Below are 15,256 nucleotides of genomic sequence, written 5' to 3' on the forward strand. Positions count from 1 at the left end.
CTTTATGGCTGCCTGGACGCTTGAGGTGGCCATGTACCTTGGTAACTGAAAGAAATTTGGAAATCGAAAAGCGTTGGATTGATCACCTGCTTGAAGTGGGGTTGGAGGGTCCCAATCCAACTTGGGAGAATGTCGAAGCCTCCGGCATAAATTTGGGGCTCTTCGTCTAAACCGAGTGCGATAAGGATGCTTTTGTCGTCCTCGAAATTTATCGAGTACTCATCGGCTTCCAGGTTTTCGGTTCGCTTGTCGTACCATGCCAATCTGATTTTCATAACCATAAAATATCTCCACTTATTTGTTTGTGCGGCGCTTATCTTTTGCCTCGCCCCTACGATCGCCGGTATAGGGGTCAAAAGAACCTAGGTGGCTTAGGTCATTGCTGCGGTAGGTTTCCAGTTCGCCCTTCTCGTAATCCCATTCGTAAATTGTTCTTCCCTTGGCGTCTTTCCAACGTTTACGGAGACCACCTCCGCCTCGTCTTTGAGTTTTCCCCTTTTGTTCTATCAAGCCAGGGAAACCGGTGATGTCTTCAGTTCTAGGAGCAGGAAAATAATCATGATCTGAGTTTCTCAAACCCTTCCTGGGCTCGCTAACCACCACATACAGCGGCCGAACCCCCGACTCCACCGGAAACACCAGAATAAAATCCCGATACTCCGGCGGATAAATCGGGTTCACCAGAATCTGTTTGGCCGCTTCCGTCGGCGGATAAATCCACATCACCGGCGCTTGTGGCGCAGCCTCCAATGCCGGTATGCCAAGGGTGTCGCCAGGATCAATGGCCGGCGTCCAAATCAGCTCCACACCCTCGCCAAGATCCGCCACATACTGGCTGTCACGACTCTGAAACTGCACCACATCGATCATCTGCCAGTCAGCGTTTTTGCCGGTATAAAACCCATACCCCTTCAGCGTCCCGTCGGCGCGTTGCTCGATATGCAACCGCATCCGCGAGCGGGCTTTTTGCAGGTGACGAAGCTGCTCTTCGCTATAGAGCGCACTGTCGCCAAGCTCCGATGGCCATGCCAGCGCCACCAGCCCTGCCAGCAAACCCCCAGCGGCGGCACCGACCGCCGCAGCCGCGGACTCCAATGCCGCAGTACGCAATACGAGCTGGCCAAGCCCCACGGGCAGGGCACTGCCACTGATTTTCCTGAGGGACACGCCGCCGTGGCTGTCCACCTCCCGCCCGCCTAACAGCGTGAAATGACCGTAGTCCTTGATCAGCTCAAGCGGCACATAACCGGTGGGGTTGTTGTAGCTGACTATCCCGTCGGGCAGTTGGCACGACTTGGCGAATACCTGGCCTGGAATCCTTGCAGGTTCAGGCGATGGCACAGGAGGCGCTTCATACAAATCAATGAACGGTGAATACGGAATCTGCTTAGGCTGCGGAGCCAGAATTCGCCGCTTCAGCTGCTCTTCTTCGGTAATCGGATACGCGCGCTCTGTCATGACGACTCACTTCCCTGTGCAAGGAAGCGAGCCTATGAGAGCTGAGAAGAACCTGAAATTCTCGTTGTTCGATGGGAGGTGTGGGAAATGTCACTTTATCAATCGCTACATTGAGCCAAGTACACTTACTCTCGTTGAGAGCGCTGTATCCCCGTGCTCAATTGAGCAGCTTTGTTGCGTAACTCGTCCAACCGGTCGTTTAACTCTTTGTATCCCGGCTTCCAGGAAAAAACGCCGCCTTCGCTGCTTTGTCCAAGAACGAGGTCATTGAACGAACCCATTCCGCCGTATGCAGAGCGCAAATAGGTGATTCCGGAGTAATCGGATGCTTGCAATAAGGTTTTGGCCTTACGCATCCAGTGGCTCCAGTGATTGTCCCCGTCGCTTTCCAGCAGGGTGGCAAGATCCCCAAGCACATCGATTAGCTCTGCGGTTTTCGGGCCCATAGTGGGAAGTCCTTACAAGCGGAGTTTTCGTATTGGCTCAAAGCACATGCCTGGAAATCACCTTCGATATCTCCACAATCGACGTCTTCCCCGTGAACTCGAACTTCACTTTCCCCACCGCCGAAAAGTAAATCTCCAGCTCCGAATCCAGGTCAAACGTCCCGGACGTTTCCACCGAATACGCGACGATGTTTTTGTACGGCAGGGACGTGAAGTCTTTCTTGCTGCCGGTAATCCCTTGCACGTTCACCGCGATGATGCGCTTGGTGGTGAACACCACGCCGTCGCGCATGGCCTTGTAGGAATCGATCACCTGCTCATCATCCAGCAACAGGGACGATACGCGTTCGGCGTATTCGTTGTTTTGCTTGAGCTTGAAGAAGCCTTTGTTGTTGAAGTCGATAATGTGCCTTTCCTTGGGTGGGTGGTGCGCTAAACGCCCGCGCCGGTGTATGACGTTTTGCTCGCGGATCTGTATCTAACGGCTTGTCTTTTATCGCCCTACCATGGCGCCAATAACGCCGCCCGAACAAAACTCAAGGAGCCACACCATGCCCGAACTGTCCAGCCTGCTTGCCTATGGCCTGATCTCGCTCGGGATGGTGCTGACGCCCGGTCCGAACATGATTTACCTCATTTCGCGGTCGATCTGCCAGGGGCGAGTGGCCGGGCTGATTTCCTTGGGCGGCGTTGCGATGGGTTTTGTCGTCTATATGTTCTGCGCGGCATTGGGTATCACCGCGTTGGTGATGGCGGTTCCCTATGCCTACGACGCGCTGCGGCTCGGCGGGGCGTTGTATCTGGTGTACCTCGCCTGGCAGGCGGTCAAGCCGGGTGGTCGCTCGCCGTTTCAGGTGCGGGATTTGCCAAAGGACAGCCCACGCAAGCTGTTCATGATGGGCTTTGTCACCAACCTGCTGAATCCCAAAGTGGCGGTGATGTATTTGTCGTTGCTGCCTCAGTTCATTGACCCTAACGGCCACGCCAGCGTGCTCTCGCAATCCCTGGTGCTGGGCTTTACGCAGATCATGATCAGTGTGAGCGTCAACGGGCTGATCGCTCTTATGGCGGGCTCGATCGCGGGATTTTTCATCCGCAAACCGGTCTGGCAAACCGTACAGCGCTGGTTGATGGGCTCGGTGCTGATGGGCCTGGCCGTACGCATGGCGGTCGAAGGCAGGCGTTAAAGGATCGCCTTCAGGTAATCCTTGAGTGCGTTTAGCGGGGCATTGAGTGCTTCGAGTGTCGTCGCTTGGCGCACATCCACCGCGAGCCGTTGCAGCTCGCGGCCCATCACGGTGTGAGCGCCGCCCAGGGATTCGAGGGCCAACGCCAGGCACTCGTCGATCTTCTGCTGGATAGCGCTCACATCGCCCTGGCGCACCAGCAAGCCAAACACTTCCCGTTCATAGCCGTCCATGACCAGGTCGTCCCGCAGAATCGGGCTCGCGCCTTCTGTCTCATACACCAACTTGAGAGCAAAAAGCGCTACAGCTTCCAGCGTCAGTTCCACGGTCAGGGTTCCTCTTTTCTCGCGTTCGCCCGCCCATCATCACTTTCCTGCAGGCGAAAAAAAAGACCTTGAATTTCAAGGTCTTTTTTTAAGATGGTGCCCCGAGGGAGACTCGAACTCCCACTCCTTTCGAAAACGGATTTTGAATCCGCCGCGTCTACCAATTCCGCCATCAGGGCTCAATGGCGGCGAAGTATAGAGATGAGATTACCGTTGGTCAATCACGTTTCATGGTCAATTTTCACTATTTCCGCTAGACTTCCCGGCCCTGCTAGACGAACCCCATCATGCGCGTTGCTGACTTTACTTTTGAGCTCCCTGATTCGCTGATCGCTCGCCATCCTTTGGCCGAGCGTCGCGCCAGTCGACTGCTGACCCTGGACGGGGTCAGTGGTGCCCTCGCACACCGTCAATTCACTGATTTGCTTGAGCATTTACGCCCGGGCGACTTGATGGTGTTTAACAATACCCGGGTGATTCCGGCTCGCCTTTTTGGCCAGAAAGCCTCCGGCGGCAAGCTGGAAATTCTGGTGGAGCGGGTGCTGGACAGCCATCGCGTGCTGGCCCATGTGCGCTCCAGCAAGTCGCCGAAACCGGGTTCGAAGATTCTCATTGATGGCGGTGGCGAAGCTGAGATGCTCGCCCGTCACGATGCGTTGTTCGAGCTGGGCTTTGCCGAGGAAGTGTTGCCGCTGCTGGAGCGCGTCGGCCACATGCCGTTGCCTCCTTATATAGACCGCCCGGACGAAGACTCGGACCGCGAGCGCTACCAGACGGTGTATTCCGAGCGCCTGGGCGCCGTGGCCGCACCGACGGCGGGGCTGCATTTCGATCAGCCGCTGCTGGAAGCGATTGCCGCCAAGGGCATCGAATCGGCCTTTGTGACCCTGCACGTGGGGGCCGGCACGTTTCAGCCGGTGCGTGTGGATAACATCGAAGACCATCACATGCACAGCGAATGGCTGGAAGTCAGCCAGGAAGTGGTGGATGCGGTCAATGCGTGCAAGGCGCGCGGCGGGCGTGTGGTGGCGGTCGGTACCACCAGCGTGCGTTCGCTGGAAAGCGCGGCGCGCGATGGCGTGCTCAAGCCGTTCAGTGGCGACACCGATATCTTTATCTACCCGGGCCGGCCGTTCCATGTGGTCGATTGCCTGGTCACCAATTTCCATTTGCCGGAATCCACGCTGTTGATGCTGGTGTCGGCGTTCGCAGGTTATCCCGAAGCCATGGCCGCCTATAAAGCCGCTATCGAGCATGGATACCGTTTTTTCAGCTACGGTGATGCGATGTTTATCACCCGTAATCCGGCGCCGCGCGGCCCAGAGGAACAATCATGAGTCGTATGTCGTTTGAATTGCTGGCCACGGATGGTAAAGCTCGCCGCGGCCGTTTGACTTTCCCTCGCGGTACCGTCGAGACCCCGGCCTTTATGCCGGTCGGCACCTACGGCACCGTAAAAGGCATGCTGCCGCGCGACATCGTCGCCACTGGCGCCGAGATCATCCTGGGTAACACCTTCCACCTGTGGCTGCGCCCGGGCACGGAAGTGATCAAGAAGCACGGCGACCTGCACGATTTCATGCAGTGGAAAGGCCCGATCCTGACCGACTCCGGTGGCTTCCAGGTGTTCAGCCTGGGCGCCATGCGCAAGATCAAGGAGGAGGGCGTGACCTTCGCCTCCCCGGTCGACGGCGCCAAGGTGTTCATGGGCCCGGAAGAATCGATGCAGGTCCAGCGCGACCTGGGCTCCGACATCGTGATGATTTTCGACGAATGCACGCCGTACCCGGCCGATGAAGACGTGGCACGGGTGTCGATGGAGCTTTCGTTGCGTTGGGCCCAGCGCTCAAAAAATGCCCATGGCGATAACACCGCTGCCCTGTTCGGTATCGTGCAGGGCGGCATGCATGAAAGCTTGCGCAAGCGCTCGCTGGAAGGTCTGGACAAGATCGGCTTCGACGGCCTGGCCATCGGCGGTTTGTCGGTGGGCGAGCCCAAGCACGAGATGATCAAAGTGCTGGACTACCTGCCGGGCCTGATGCCGGCTGACAAACCTCGTTACCTTATGGGCGTTGGCAAACCGGAAGATCTCGTAGAGGGTGTGCGCCGCGGTGTGGACATGTTCGATTGCGTGATGCCAACCCGTAATGCCCGCAATGGGCATCTGTTCATCGATACAGGCGTGCTGAAGATCCGTAACGCGTTCCATCGCCATGATGAATCGCCGCTGGATCCCACCTGTGACTGCTACACCTGCCAGAACTTCTCGCGCGCTTATCTGCATCATCTGGACAAGTGTGGGGAAATGCTGGGTAGCATGTTGAATACCATCCACAATTTGCGTCACTACCAAGTCCTGATGGCTGGTTTGCGCGAGGCTATTCAACAGGGTACATTGGCCGCCTTCGTCGATGCCTTCTATGCCAAGCGCGGGCTGCCTGTGCCGCCCTTGGACTGAGTTTTCCGACCCTAAGATTCACTATTTGCAACTGGAGTGCTAAATGAGCTTTTTTATCTCTAATGCCATGGCTGATGCCGCTGCACCGGCCGCTGCCGGTCCTATGGGCGGTGGTTTTGAGTGGATTTTCCTGGTCGGCTTCCTGGTCATCTTCTACTTGATGATCTGGCGTCCACAGGCCAAGCGCGCCAAAGAGCAGAAGAACCTGCTGGGCAGCTTGCAGAAAGGCGACGAAGTCGTGACCACTGGCGGCATCGCCGGCAAGATCACTAAAGTGTCCGACGCTTTCGTGGTTCTGGAAGTCTCCGACACCGTAGAAATGAAGTTCCAGAAGGGCGCCATCGCCGCCACGCTGCCAAAAGGCACGCTCAAAGCGATCTGAGTAACAACCTTTACCAATCGACGGGGCGCGCAAGGCGCCCCGCGTTATAAGCGGGCGGCGTGATGCTGAACAAATACCCTCTGTGGAAATACGTACTGATCCTGGCGGTGCTGGCGATCGGTTTTATTTATTCCGCTCCCAATCTCTATCCTGATGACCCGGCGATCCAGATCACTGGCGCCAGCACTGCGCTGCAGGTCAATCAGGCTGATCTGGACCGTGCGAGCAAAGCGCTCACCGACGCGGGGATCCAGGTTAAAGCGGCAAGTTTGGCTGCTGATGCGAAGGGCGGCTTGTTGCGCCTGACCAAGCAAGAAGACCAATTGCCGGCCAAAGACGTTGTGCGCAAGGTCATGGGTGATGACTACGTCGTCGCGCTGAACCTGGCACAGACCACGCCAAAATGGCTGCGCGCGATTGGCGCACACCCGATGAAGCTGGGTCTGGACCTGTCCGGTGGTGTGCACTTCCTGCTGGAAGTGGACATGGACAAGGCCCTCGACGCTCGCCTGAAAGTCTACGAAGGCGATGTGAAGAGCCTGCTGCGTAAAGAGCGCCTGCGTTATCGCAGCCTGCCGCAGCTCAACGGTGCCATCCAGTTGGGTTTTGCTGACGAAGCAACCCGCGAACAGGCCCGTGCACTGATCCGCAAGAACTTCAACGATTTCGACATTGTTCCGGCCGACCTCAATGGTCAGGCGGTACTGCGTCTAGCGATGACCCCGGCCAAGCTGGCGGAAATCCGTGAGTACTCCATCAAGCAGAACTTGACCACGGTACGTAACCGCGTCAACGAGCTGGGTGTGGCCGAGCCGATCGTTCAGCGTCAGGGTGCCAACCGCATCGTGGTTGAACTGCCGGGCGTGCAGGACACCGCTGAAGCCAAGCGTATCCTGGGTAAAACCGCCAACCTGGAATTCCGTCTGGCGGCTGAGCCGGGTGCTACCCGCGCCACTGCCGAAGAGTTCGAGTTCCGTGAAGGCAACCGTCCGCCTGCACTGATCGAGCGTGGCTTGATCATCACCGGTGACCAGGTGACCGACGCCAAGGCCGGTTTCGGCGAGCACGGTACGCCTGAAGTGAACATCCGCCTGGATGGCCACGGCGGCGAACTGATGAGCCGCGCAACCCGCAGCAACGTCGGTCGCAGCATGGCGGTGATCTTCATCGAACAACGTCCGGTCACCACCTACACCAAGCAAGTGGTCGACGGCGTCGAGAAAGACGTTCCGGTACAAACCTTTAAAGAAGAGAAGAAGATCATCAGCCTGGCGACTATCCAGTCGCCGCTGGGTGCTCAATTCCGCATCACTGGCCTGAACGGCCAGGGTGAGTCGTCCGAACTGGCGCTGCTGCTGCGTGCCGGTGGCCTGGCGGCCCCGATGTACTTCGCTGAAGAACGCACCATCGGCCCGAGCCTGGGTGCTGACAACATCACCAAGGGTATCGACGCTGCACTGTGGGGCATGCTGTTCGTTTCCCTGTTCATCATCGCCATCTACCGCTTCTTCGGCATCATCGCTACCGTCGCGCTGGCGGGCAACATGGTGATGCTGTTGGCCCTGATGTCGCTGCTGGGTGCAACGCTGACCCTGCCAGGTATCGCGGGTATCGTACTCACCATGGGTATGGCGGTAGACGCCAACGTACTGATCTTCTCGCGGATTCGTGAAGAGATCGCGGCGGGCATGACCGTGCAACGGGCAATCAACGAAGGCTTCGGCCGGGCATTTACCGCGATTCTCGACTCCAACCTGACCACTCTGTTGGTCGGCGGGATTCTCTTTGCCATGGGCACCGGCCCGGTCAAAGGGTTTGCGGTGACCATGTCCCTCGGTATCTTTACCTCGATGTTCACGGCCATCATGGTGACCCGCGCAATGGTCAACCTGATCTTTGGCGGACGTGACTTCAAGAAGTTGTGGATTTAAGGGGCTGCCATGTTACGTACAATCAACTTCATGGGCGTTCGCAACGTTGCGTTCGGCTTCACCATGCTCCTTACCGTTCTGGCGTTGTTCAGCTGGTTCCATAAGGGCTTGAACTACGGTCTGGACTTCACCGGCGGTACGCTCATCGAGCTGACCTACGAGAAACCGGCCGACGTTAGCCTGGTGCGCAACGAGCTGGTCAAGGCCGGCTATCACGAAGCCATCGTGCAGAGCTTTGGTGCAACCACCGATCTGCTGGTGCGGATGCCGGGCGAAGACCCGCAACTGGGTCACCAGGTAGCCGAGGCCTTGCAGAAGGTCGGCGGTGACAACCCTGCGTCGGTCAAGCGCGTCGAGTTCGTGGGCCCGCAAGTAGGTGAAGAGCTGCGCGACCAGGGCGGCCTCGGCATGCTGATGGCGCTGGTCGGCATCATGATCTACCTGGCTTTCCGCTTTCAGTGGAAGTTCGGTGTCGGCGCCATTGTGTCGCTGATCCACGACGTGATCGTGACCGTGGGCATCCTGGCCTACTTCCAGATCACCTTCGACCTGACGGTATTGGCGGCGGTGCTGGCGATCATTGGTTACTCCCTCAACGACACCATCGTGGTATTCGACCGGGTTCGTGAGAACTTCCGGGTACTGCGCAAGGCGACGTTGATCGAGAACATCAACATCTCCACCACTCAGACCCTGCTGCGCACCATGGCGACCTCGATCTCCACCTTGCTGGCGATTGCCGCGCTGATGGTGTTCGGTGGCGACAACCTGTGGGGCTTCTCGCTGTCGCTGTTCATCGGCGTACTGGCGGGTACTTACTCGTCGATCTACATCGCCAACGTGGTACTGATCTGGCTGAACCTCAACAGCGAAGACCTGATCCCTCCTGCCAGCACCGGCAAGGAGGTCGACGACCGCCCTTGATGGGTGTTTGTTGATCTGCTGTTACAAAGAAGGCGCGAGTATTGAACTCGCGCCTTTTTTTTTGCTCCAAGGCTGGGTATAGCGCGGATCGTTCGGTCCGTTTGTGATGGTCAGGAGGTTCACGTGAACAAGTCGTTACTGGTTGGTGCGGTATTGGGTGCTGTCGGTGTGACTGCCGGGGGTGCTGTTGCCACCTACAGCCTGGTAAAAAGCGGCCCTGAGTATGCGCAAGTGCTGGCGGTGCAGCCGGTGAAAACCCAGATTAAAACCCCGCGTGAAGTCTGCAAGGACGTTGCCGTAACCCGGCAGAAGCCTGTGCAGGATCAGCATCAGATCGTCGGTACGGTGGTCGGTGCGCTGGCGGGCGGCCTGTTGGGTAATCAGGTCGGCGGCGGTAATGGCAAGAAGCTGGCAACGGTGGCCGGTGCGGTCGGCGGCGGTTATGCCGGTAACAAGGTTCAGGAAGGTATGCAGAACCGCGATACCTACACCACCACGCAAACCCGCTGTAACACCGTTAACGACATCAGCGACAAGGTTGTCGGGTACGACGTGCGTTACACCCTGGACGGCAAGGAAGGCTCTGTGCGCATGGATCGCGATCCAGGCAACCAGATCCCGGTCGACAAGGAAGGGCGTCTGGTTATTGGTCAGAACCAGCCGCAGCAGTAATTTCAGGTACAAAAAAAGCACCCCTAGGGGTGCTTTTTTTTGCTCGCTCGCTTAGCGCTTCAGCGAAGCCGGCAGGTGCGGCTGGATCGCCGTCAGTACTGCCTTGAAGCATTTGGTGTTGCCGGCAACCACATGGCCTTTCTCAAGGAAGTCGTGACCACCGGTGAAGTCGCTCACCAGGCCGCCGGCTTCTTGAATCAGCAGTGCGCCTGCAGCCATGTCCCACTCGGACAGGCCCGACTCCCAGAACGCATCAAAGCGGCCGGCAGCGACATAGGCCAGGTCCAGGCTGGCTGCGCCGGCGCGGCGGATGCCGGCGGTCTGGCCAACCAGGGCGCGGAACATGCCCAGGTAGTTTTCCAGGTTGTCCATCTGGTCGTCACGGAACGGGAAGCCGGTACCCAGCAGGGCGCCGTCGAGGCTGGTGCGACCGCTGACACGCAGGCGGCGACCGTTCAGTTGGGCTCCACGGCCACGGCTGGCGGTGAATTCTTCCTGGCGAACCGGGTCCAGAACAACGGCGTGCTCCAGGCGGCCACGGTATTTGCAGGCAATGCTCACGGCAAAGTGCGGGATGCCGCGCAGGAAGTTGGTGGTGCCATCCAGCGGGTCGATGATCCACAGGTAGTCTTCGCCTTCGCCGCTACCTTTGTGCAGGCCGGTTTCTTCACCGAGGATGCCGTGGGTAGGGTAGGCCTTGCGCAGCGCGTCGATGATTTTCTGCTCGGCGGCGCGATCCACCTCGGATACGTAATCCTTGGCGTCTTTTTCGTCGACCTTGATGGTATCCAGGCGCTCGATGGAGCGGAAGATCAATTCACTGGCGCTGCGGGCGGCGCGCAGCGCGATATTCAGCATGGGCTGCATGGATGTGTCACCTAAGGTTGTTAAAGAAAGCCGAGCATTCTAGCAGAAACTTTCTTCAGGTGAAGGACGACGTTACCTTTCATGGCATAACCTTAGGCTGTTCTGTAAGATTTGCTCCCCTTTCCCGTGTCCGAGAGCGCCTCCCTTGCTGCAAAACATCCGTGTCGTCCTCGTCAATACCAGTCATCCCGGCAATATCGGCGGGGTGGCGCGAGCCATGAAGAACATGGGGCTGACGCGCCTGGTGCTGGTGGAGCCGCGTGTGTTTCCGCACCACGAGGCCGATGCCCGCGCGTCCGGCGCCAATGACATTCTCGAAAAAGCCCAGGTCGTCGCCACTCTGGAAGACGCTCTGGTCGGCTGCAACCTGGTGCTCGGCACCAGCGCTCGCGACCGTCGAATCCCTTGGCCGCTGCTGGATCCTCGCGAATGCGGGACCAAAGTCGTGGAAGAGGCTGCCGGCGGCGCTGAAATCGCTTTGGTGTTCGGCCGTGAAGATTCCGGCCTGACCAATGACGAGTTGCAGCGATGTCATTATCACGTGCACATCCCATCAGACCCGGAATTCAGTTCGCTGAACCTCGGGGCAGCGGTGCAGGTGTTGAGTTATGAAGTGCGCATGGCCTGGCTGGCCGCAGAAGGACAGCCAAGCAAGGTAGAGAAGGACGAGGTTGCGTCGACCAAGAGTGGCGAACTGGCCACCATGGACGAGCTGGAACGATTCTATGAGCACCTGGAGCAAACCCTGGTGGCCATCGAATTCCTCGATCCGGAAAAACCGCGGCACTTGATGGCGCGCCTGCGCCGGTTATACGGACGCAGCTCGGTCAGCCGGGCAGAAATGAATATATTGCGTGGCATCCTCACGGAAACCCAGAAAGCGGCCCGTGGCGAGCTTCTTAAGCGGAAGGATTAAAAATGTTCGAGCGTTTGCGAGAAGATATCCAGAGTGTTTTCCACCGTGATCCGGCGGCGCGCAACGCCTTTGAAGTGCTGACCTGCTACCCGGGTATGCACGCGATCTGGATCCATCGCCTGTCTGGCGCCTTGTGGAATATGGGCTGGAAATGGCTGGCGCGGTTGGTGTCGAACTTTGGCCGCTGGTTGACCGGGATCGAGATTCATCCGGGCGCCAAGGTCGGCCGCCGCTTCTTTATCGACCACGGCATGGGCATCGTTATTGGTGAAACTGCCGAGATTGGTGATGACGTAACCCTGTATCAGGGTGTGACCCTGGGCGGTACCACCTGGAACAAGGGTAAGCGCCATCCAACACTGGAAGATGGCGTTGTCGTGGGGGCGGGTGCCAAGGTGCTCGGTCCGTTTACCGTGGGTGCGGGTGCCAAGGTCGGCTCCAACGCCGTGGTGACCAAGGCTGTGCCGCCTGGCGCAACCGTTGTCGGCATTCCGGGGCGGATCATCGTCAAGCCGGAAGTCGGTGATGAGCAGGAGGCCAAGCGCAAGGCCATGGCCGAGAAGATTGGCTTCGATGCCTATGGCGTCAGCGAAGACATGCCCGACCCGGTGGCGCGTGCCATCGGCCAGTTGCTCGACCACCTGCAGGCGGTGGATGGCAAGCTGGACGGCATGTGTGGCGCCTTGAAAGACCTGGGCAGCAGCTACTGCGCCAAGGACCTGCCTGAGTTGCGCACCGAAGACTTCGCCGAGATCAAGAGCGAAAGCGCTACCAAAGCCGGCTGACTTTGAGCCGGTCGCGATCCCTGTGGGAGCTGGCTTGCCTGCGATGGCGGCGAGTCAGTGCCGGATAGGCTGGCTGGCAAACCGCCATCGCAGGCAAGCCAGCTCCCACATTTGATCTCCATTGGTCTTGAGGTTGGGGGCTTGACCCTGTTCCCGCTGTTCCATCCGCCCCCGTCCTGCTATCATTCGCGCGCCCTTTTTGCGGGTATTCCTGACTAAAGTACTAGGTCTTATAGTTGACTTAAATACTCGGGAATCGCATACTTGCTCCCATTCTGAAACACCTTGGTACTTGTCCATGAGACTGACTACAAAAGGCCGATACGCGGTGACCGCCATGCTTGATCTGGCCTTGCACGCGCAAAATGGGCCGGTGTCCCTGGCCGATATCTCCGAGCGCCAAGGCATTTCCCTGTCCTACCTCGAGCAGTTGTTCGCCAAATTGCGCCGCAGCAATCTGGTTTCCAGCGTTCGTGGTCCAGGCGGCGGCTATCAACTGTCCCGCGACATGCAGGGCATCCAGGTAGCCCAGGTGATCGACGCGGTGAACGAATCCGTCGATGCCACCAAATGCCAGGGCCTGGGTGATTGCCACGCCGGCGACACCTGCCTGACGCACCACTTGTGGTGTGACCTGAGCCTGCAGATCCATGAGTTTTTGAGTGGTATCAGCTTGGCTGATCTTGTGACTCGCCGTGAGGTGCAAGAAGTAGCCCAGCGTCAGGACCAGCGCCGTTGCAACACCAAGGCGCCGCGTCTGGACAAGATTGAAGCGTCCGCCGTCGAGTGACAGCCGAAGAGCTAACGGCACGCCAGCCAGCCTGATTTAGGAGAAAGTCCATGAAATTGCCGATTTACCTTGATTACTCAGCGACCACCCCGGTTGATCCGCGTGTCGCGCAAAAGATGAGCGAGTGCCTGCTGGTTGACGGAAACTTCGGCAACCCGGCGTCACGTTCCCACGTGTTCGGCTGGAAAGCTGAAGAAGCCGTGGAAAACGCTCGTCGCCAGGTCGCTGACCTGGTGAATGCCGACCCGCGCGAAATCGTCTGGACCTCCGGTGCCACCGAGTCCGACAACCTGGCAATCAAGGGTGCGGCGCATTTCTACGCGACCAAGGGCAAGCACCTGATCACCACCAAGATTGAGCACAAGGCTGTCCTCGACACCATGCGCCAACTGGAACGTGAAGGGTTTGAGGTCACCTACCTCGAACCAACCACCGACGGTATCGTGACCCCTGCAATGATCGAAGCGGCGATGCGTGAAGACACCATCCTGGTTTCCGTCATCCACGTGAACAACGAAATCGGCACCATCAACGACATCGCCGCCATCGGCGAGCTGACCCGCTCCAAGGGCGTGTTGCTGCACGTCGATGCGGCTCAGTCCACTGGCAAGGTCGACATCGACCTGTCGAAGCTGAAAGTCGACCTGATGTCGTTCTCTGCCCACAAGACCTACGGTCCTAAAGGCATTGGCGCGCTCTACGTGAGCCGCAAGCCTCGCGTGCGTATCGAAGCCACCATGCACGGCGGCGGTCACGAGCGCGGCATGCGTTCGGGTACCCTGGCGACCCACCAGATCGTCGGCATCGGCGAAGCATTCCGTGTGGCGAAGGAAGACATGGCTGCCGAAAACGTGCGCATCAAGGCCCTGAGCGATCGCTTCTACAAGCAGGTCGAGCACCTTGAAGAGCTGTACATCAACGGCAGCATGACCGCCCGTGTACCGCACAACCTGAATTTGAGCTTCAACTACGTCGAAGGCGAGTCGCTGATCATGGCGCTCAAGGATCTGGCGGTTTCGTCCGGTTCGGCCTGCACCTCGGCTTCCCTTGAGCCGTCCTACGTCCTGCGCGCCCTGGGCCGCAACGACGAACTGGCTCACAGCTCGATCCGCTTTACGTTCGGCCGTTTCACCACCGAAGAAGAAGTCGACTACGCCGCGCAGAAAGTCTGCGAGGCCGTCACCAAGCTGCGTACCTTGTCCCCGCTGTGGGACATGTACAAGGACGGTGTCGACATTTCCAAGATCGAGTGGGCGGCACACTAAATATAGAAGCCGCCACCCAAAAGGCTCTGTAAAGACGTGGCGGAAAACGCAGGCGTGTTTACAGGGTTCCAGAGCGGCCCTGATGAGTGAGGATTCAGTACCATGGCTTACAGCGAAAAGGTCATCGACCACTACGAAAACCCGCGCAACGTCGGCAAGATGAACGCGGAAGACCCTGATGTCGGCACCGGCATGGTCGGCGCTCCGGCGTGCGGCGACGTTATGCGCCTGCAGATCAAGGTCAACGACGCTGGCGTTATCGAAGACGCCAAGTTCAAGACTTACGGTTGCGGTTCGGCCATCGCCTCCAGCTCCCTGGCGACCGAATGGATGAAAGGCAAGACCCTGGATGAGGCTGTGACTATCAGCAACACCCAGCTGGCCGAAGAACTGGCCTTGCCGCCAGTGAAAATCCACTGCTCGGTACTCGCAGAAGACGCCATCAAGGCGGCCGTTCGCGACTACAAGCAGAAGAAAGGCTTGATCTAAGCAATTTGGCGACGAGTAAGGAGTCACGATGGCTATCAGCATGACAGAAGCGGCTGCGCAGCACATTCGCCGCTCCCTGAATGGGCGCGGTAAAGGTGAGGGGATTCGTCTGGGTGTTCGCACCACGGGCTGTTCCGGCCTTGCCTACGTGCTGGAGTTTGTCGACGAGGTGGTCGAGGAAGATCAGGTGTTCGAAAGTCACGGCGAAAAAGTGATCATCGACCCGAAAAGCCTGACTTACCTGGACGGCACCGAACTCGATTTCGTCAAGGAAGGGTTGAACGAAGGCTTCAAGTTCAACAACCCCAACGTACGCGGTGAATGTGGCTGCGGCGAAAGCTTCAACATCTGAGGCTGATT

The 15,256-nt window shown here is 58.4% G+C and carries 19 protein-coding genes and 1 tRNA gene; 13 read left to right on the top strand and 7 right to left on the bottom strand.

Annotation, left to right across the window (positions count from 1 at the left end):
- Positions 1-2 precede the first annotated feature (2 nt).
- The 4 genes from HKK54_RS15480 to HKK54_RS15495 all read right to left on the bottom strand — a co-directional run bounded on the left by HKK54_RS15480 (position 3) and on the right by HKK54_RS15495 (position 2,310).
- The gene (locus HKK54_RS15480; protein WP_169387164.1) at positions 3-281 is read right to left on the bottom strand and encodes a colicin E3-like toxin immunity protein; all 279 of its coding nucleotides are present in this window, start codon (positions 279-281) and stop codon (positions 3-5) included.
- A gap of 13 nt (positions 282-294) precedes the next feature.
- A complete protein-coding gene (locus tag HKK54_RS15485; RefSeq protein ID WP_169387165.1) occupies positions 295-1,458 on the bottom strand; it encodes an S-type pyocin domain-containing protein in 1,164 nt (387 codons plus the stop codon).
- A gap of 125 nt (positions 1,459-1,583) precedes the next feature.
- Positions 1,584-1,904, bottom strand: a complete 321-nt coding sequence (locus HKK54_RS15490) for a DUF6966 domain-containing protein (RefSeq protein ID WP_169387166.1) — start codon at positions 1,902-1,904, stop codon at positions 1,584-1,586.
- 37 nt (positions 1,905-1,941) lie between these two features.
- Positions 1,942-2,310 carry a PH domain-containing protein gene (locus tag HKK54_RS15495; protein ID WP_010176876.1) on the bottom strand — a complete coding sequence of 123 codons (369 nt, stop codon included), beginning with the start codon at positions 2,308-2,310 and terminating at the stop codon, positions 1,942-1,944.
- Positions 2,311-2,455: 145 nt separating this feature from the next.
- Between HKK54_RS15495 and HKK54_RS15500 the strand changes: the two genes are divergently transcribed.
- Positions 2,456-3,091, top strand: a complete 636-nt coding sequence (locus HKK54_RS15500; RefSeq protein WP_003210319.1) for a LysE family translocator — start codon at positions 2,456-2,458, stop codon at positions 3,089-3,091.
- Here the strand turns inward: HKK54_RS15500 and HKK54_RS15505 are convergent.
- Both HKK54_RS15505 and HKK54_RS15510 read right to left on the bottom strand, forming a co-directional pair.
- Complete coding sequence (locus tag HKK54_RS15505; protein ID WP_010176875.1) at positions 3,088-3,417, bottom strand: hypothetical protein; 330 nt, start codon at positions 3,415-3,417, stop codon at positions 3,088-3,090. The two genes, HKK54_RS15500 and HKK54_RS15505, sit on opposite strands and share 4 nt — an antisense overlap.
- Before the next feature lie 94 nt (positions 3,418-3,511).
- A tRNA-Leu gene (locus tag HKK54_RS15510) sits at positions 3,512-3,596 on the bottom strand.
- A 108-nt stretch (positions 3,597-3,704) separates the two neighbouring features.
- On the opposite strand from HKK54_RS15510, the gene queA reads away from it, so the two are divergent.
- From queA to HKK54_RS15540, 6 genes are all read left to right on the top strand, one after another.
- On the top strand, positions 3,705-4,754 hold the full coding sequence (gene queA, locus HKK54_RS15515) for a tRNA preQ1(34) S-adenosylmethionine ribosyltransferase-isomerase QueA (RefSeq protein WP_169387167.1): 1,050 nt from the start codon (positions 3,705-3,707) through the stop codon (positions 4,752-4,754).
- Between the two features lie 5 nt (positions 4,755-4,759).
- Positions 4,760-5,875: a tRNA guanosine(34) transglycosylase Tgt gene (tgt, locus tag HKK54_RS15520; protein WP_010176873.1), complete on the top strand. Its 1,116-nt coding sequence runs from the start codon at positions 4,760-4,762 to the stop codon at positions 5,873-5,875.
- 43 nt (positions 5,876-5,918) lie between these two features.
- Positions 5,919-6,257 carry a preprotein translocase subunit YajC gene (gene yajC / locus HKK54_RS15525; protein WP_003175975.1) on the top strand — a complete coding sequence of 113 codons (339 nt, stop codon included), beginning with the start codon at positions 5,919-5,921 and terminating at the stop codon, positions 6,255-6,257.
- 62 nt (positions 6,258-6,319) lie between these two features.
- Positions 6,320-8,188, top strand: a complete 1,869-nt coding sequence (secD, locus tag HKK54_RS15530; RefSeq protein ID WP_010176872.1) for a protein translocase subunit SecD — start codon at positions 6,320-6,322, stop codon at positions 8,186-8,188.
- 9 nt (positions 8,189-8,197) lie between these two features.
- Positions 8,198-9,112 (top strand): protein translocase subunit SecF, encoded by a 915-nt coding sequence (gene secF, locus HKK54_RS15535; RefSeq protein WP_003210311.1) that lies wholly within the window; start codon positions 8,198-8,200, stop codon positions 9,110-9,112.
- 123 nt (positions 9,113-9,235) lie between these two features.
- Positions 9,236-9,784, top strand: a complete 549-nt coding sequence (locus HKK54_RS15540; RefSeq protein ID WP_003210309.1) for a glycine zipper 2TM domain-containing protein — start codon at positions 9,236-9,238, stop codon at positions 9,782-9,784.
- Positions 9,785-9,835: 51 nt separating this feature from the next.
- Here HKK54_RS15540 and suhB read toward each other — a convergent pair whose 3' ends face one another.
- Positions 9,836-10,651 (bottom strand): type III secretion system regulator SuhB, encoded by an 816-nt coding sequence (gene suhB, locus HKK54_RS15545; protein WP_003175971.1) that lies wholly within the window; start codon positions 10,649-10,651, stop codon positions 9,836-9,838.
- 145 nt (positions 10,652-10,796) lie between these two features.
- On the opposite strand from suhB, the gene trmJ reads away from it, so the two are divergent.
- The 6 genes from trmJ to iscA all read left to right on the top strand — a co-directional run bounded on the left by trmJ (position 10,797) and on the right by iscA (position 15,248).
- Complete coding sequence (gene trmJ / locus HKK54_RS15550; protein ID WP_122720278.1) at positions 10,797-11,567, top strand: tRNA (cytosine(32)/uridine(32)-2'-O)-methyltransferase TrmJ; 771 nt, start codon at positions 10,797-10,799, stop codon at positions 11,565-11,567.
- A 2-nt stretch (positions 11,568-11,569) separates the two neighbouring features.
- Positions 11,570-12,352 carry a serine O-acetyltransferase gene (cysE, locus tag HKK54_RS15555; RefSeq protein WP_010176870.1) on the top strand — a complete coding sequence of 261 codons (783 nt, stop codon included), beginning with the start codon at positions 11,570-11,572 and terminating at the stop codon, positions 12,350-12,352.
- Positions 12,353-12,650: 298 nt separating this feature from the next.
- Positions 12,651-13,142 carry a Fe-S cluster assembly transcriptional regulator IscR gene (gene iscR / locus HKK54_RS15560; protein WP_003210305.1) on the top strand — a complete coding sequence of 164 codons (492 nt, stop codon included), beginning with the start codon at positions 12,651-12,653 and terminating at the stop codon, positions 13,140-13,142.
- Positions 13,143-13,192: 50 nt separating this feature from the next.
- On the top strand, positions 13,193-14,407 hold the full coding sequence (locus HKK54_RS15565; protein WP_008438290.1) for an IscS subfamily cysteine desulfurase: 1,215 nt from the start codon (positions 13,193-13,195) through the stop codon (positions 14,405-14,407).
- A gap of 102 nt (positions 14,408-14,509) precedes the next feature.
- Positions 14,510-14,896: a Fe-S cluster assembly scaffold IscU gene (gene iscU, locus HKK54_RS15570; RefSeq protein WP_003175965.1), complete on the top strand. Its 387-nt coding sequence runs from the start codon at positions 14,510-14,512 to the stop codon at positions 14,894-14,896.
- 28 nt (positions 14,897-14,924) lie between these two features.
- Positions 14,925-15,248, top strand: coding sequence for an iron-sulfur cluster assembly protein IscA (gene iscA / locus HKK54_RS15575; protein WP_003209680.1), 324 nt, complete (start codon positions 14,925-14,927; stop codon positions 15,246-15,248).
- Positions 15,249-15,256: the final 8 nt, after the last annotated feature.

The organism is Pseudomonas sp. ADAK13 (assembly GCF_012935715.1).
Taxonomy (GTDB): Bacteria; Pseudomonadota; Gammaproteobacteria; order Pseudomonadales; family Pseudomonadaceae; genus Aquipseudomonas.

Coding starts and splice junctions, on each gene's coding strand:
- HKK54_RS15480 (WP_169387164.1), bottom strand. CDS start 281: ATGGTTATGAAAATCAGATTGGCATGGTACGACAAGCGAACCGAAAAC.
- HKK54_RS15485 (WP_169387165.1), bottom strand. CDS start 1,458: ATGACAGAGCGCGCGTATCCGATTACCGAAGAAGAGCAGCTGAAGCGG.
- HKK54_RS15490 (WP_169387166.1), bottom strand. CDS start 1,904: ATGGGCCCGAAAACCGCAGAGCTAATCGATGTGCTTGGGGATCTTGCC.
- HKK54_RS15500 (WP_003210319.1), top strand. CDS start 2,456: ATGCCCGAACTGTCCAGCCTGCTTGCCTATGGCCTGATCTCGCTCGGG.
- queA (WP_169387167.1), top strand. CDS start 3,705: ATGCGCGTTGCTGACTTTACTTTTGAGCTCCCTGATTCGCTGATCGCT.
- tgt (WP_010176873.1), top strand. CDS start 4,760: ATGTCGTTTGAATTGCTGGCCACGGATGGTAAAGCTCGCCGCGGCCGT.
- yajC (WP_003175975.1), top strand. CDS start 5,919: ATGAGCTTTTTTATCTCTAATGCCATGGCTGATGCCGCTGCACCGGCC.
- secD (WP_010176872.1), top strand. CDS start 6,320: ATGCTGAACAAATACCCTCTGTGGAAATACGTACTGATCCTGGCGGTG.
- secF (WP_003210311.1), top strand. CDS start 8,198: ATGTTACGTACAATCAACTTCATGGGCGTTCGCAACGTTGCGTTCGGC.
- suhB (WP_003175971.1), bottom strand. CDS start 10,651: ATGCAGCCCATGCTGAATATCGCGCTGCGCGCCGCCCGCAGCGCCAGT.
- cysE (WP_010176870.1), top strand. CDS start 11,570: ATGTTCGAGCGTTTGCGAGAAGATATCCAGAGTGTTTTCCACCGTGAT.
- iscR (WP_003210305.1), top strand. CDS start 12,651: ATGAGACTGACTACAAAAGGCCGATACGCGGTGACCGCCATGCTTGAT.
- HKK54_RS15565 (WP_008438290.1), top strand. CDS start 13,193: ATGAAATTGCCGATTTACCTTGATTACTCAGCGACCACCCCGGTTGAT.
- iscU (WP_003175965.1), top strand. CDS start 14,510: ATGGCTTACAGCGAAAAGGTCATCGACCACTACGAAAACCCGCGCAAC.
- iscA (WP_003209680.1), top strand. CDS start 14,925: ATGGCTATCAGCATGACAGAAGCGGCTGCGCAGCACATTCGCCGCTCC.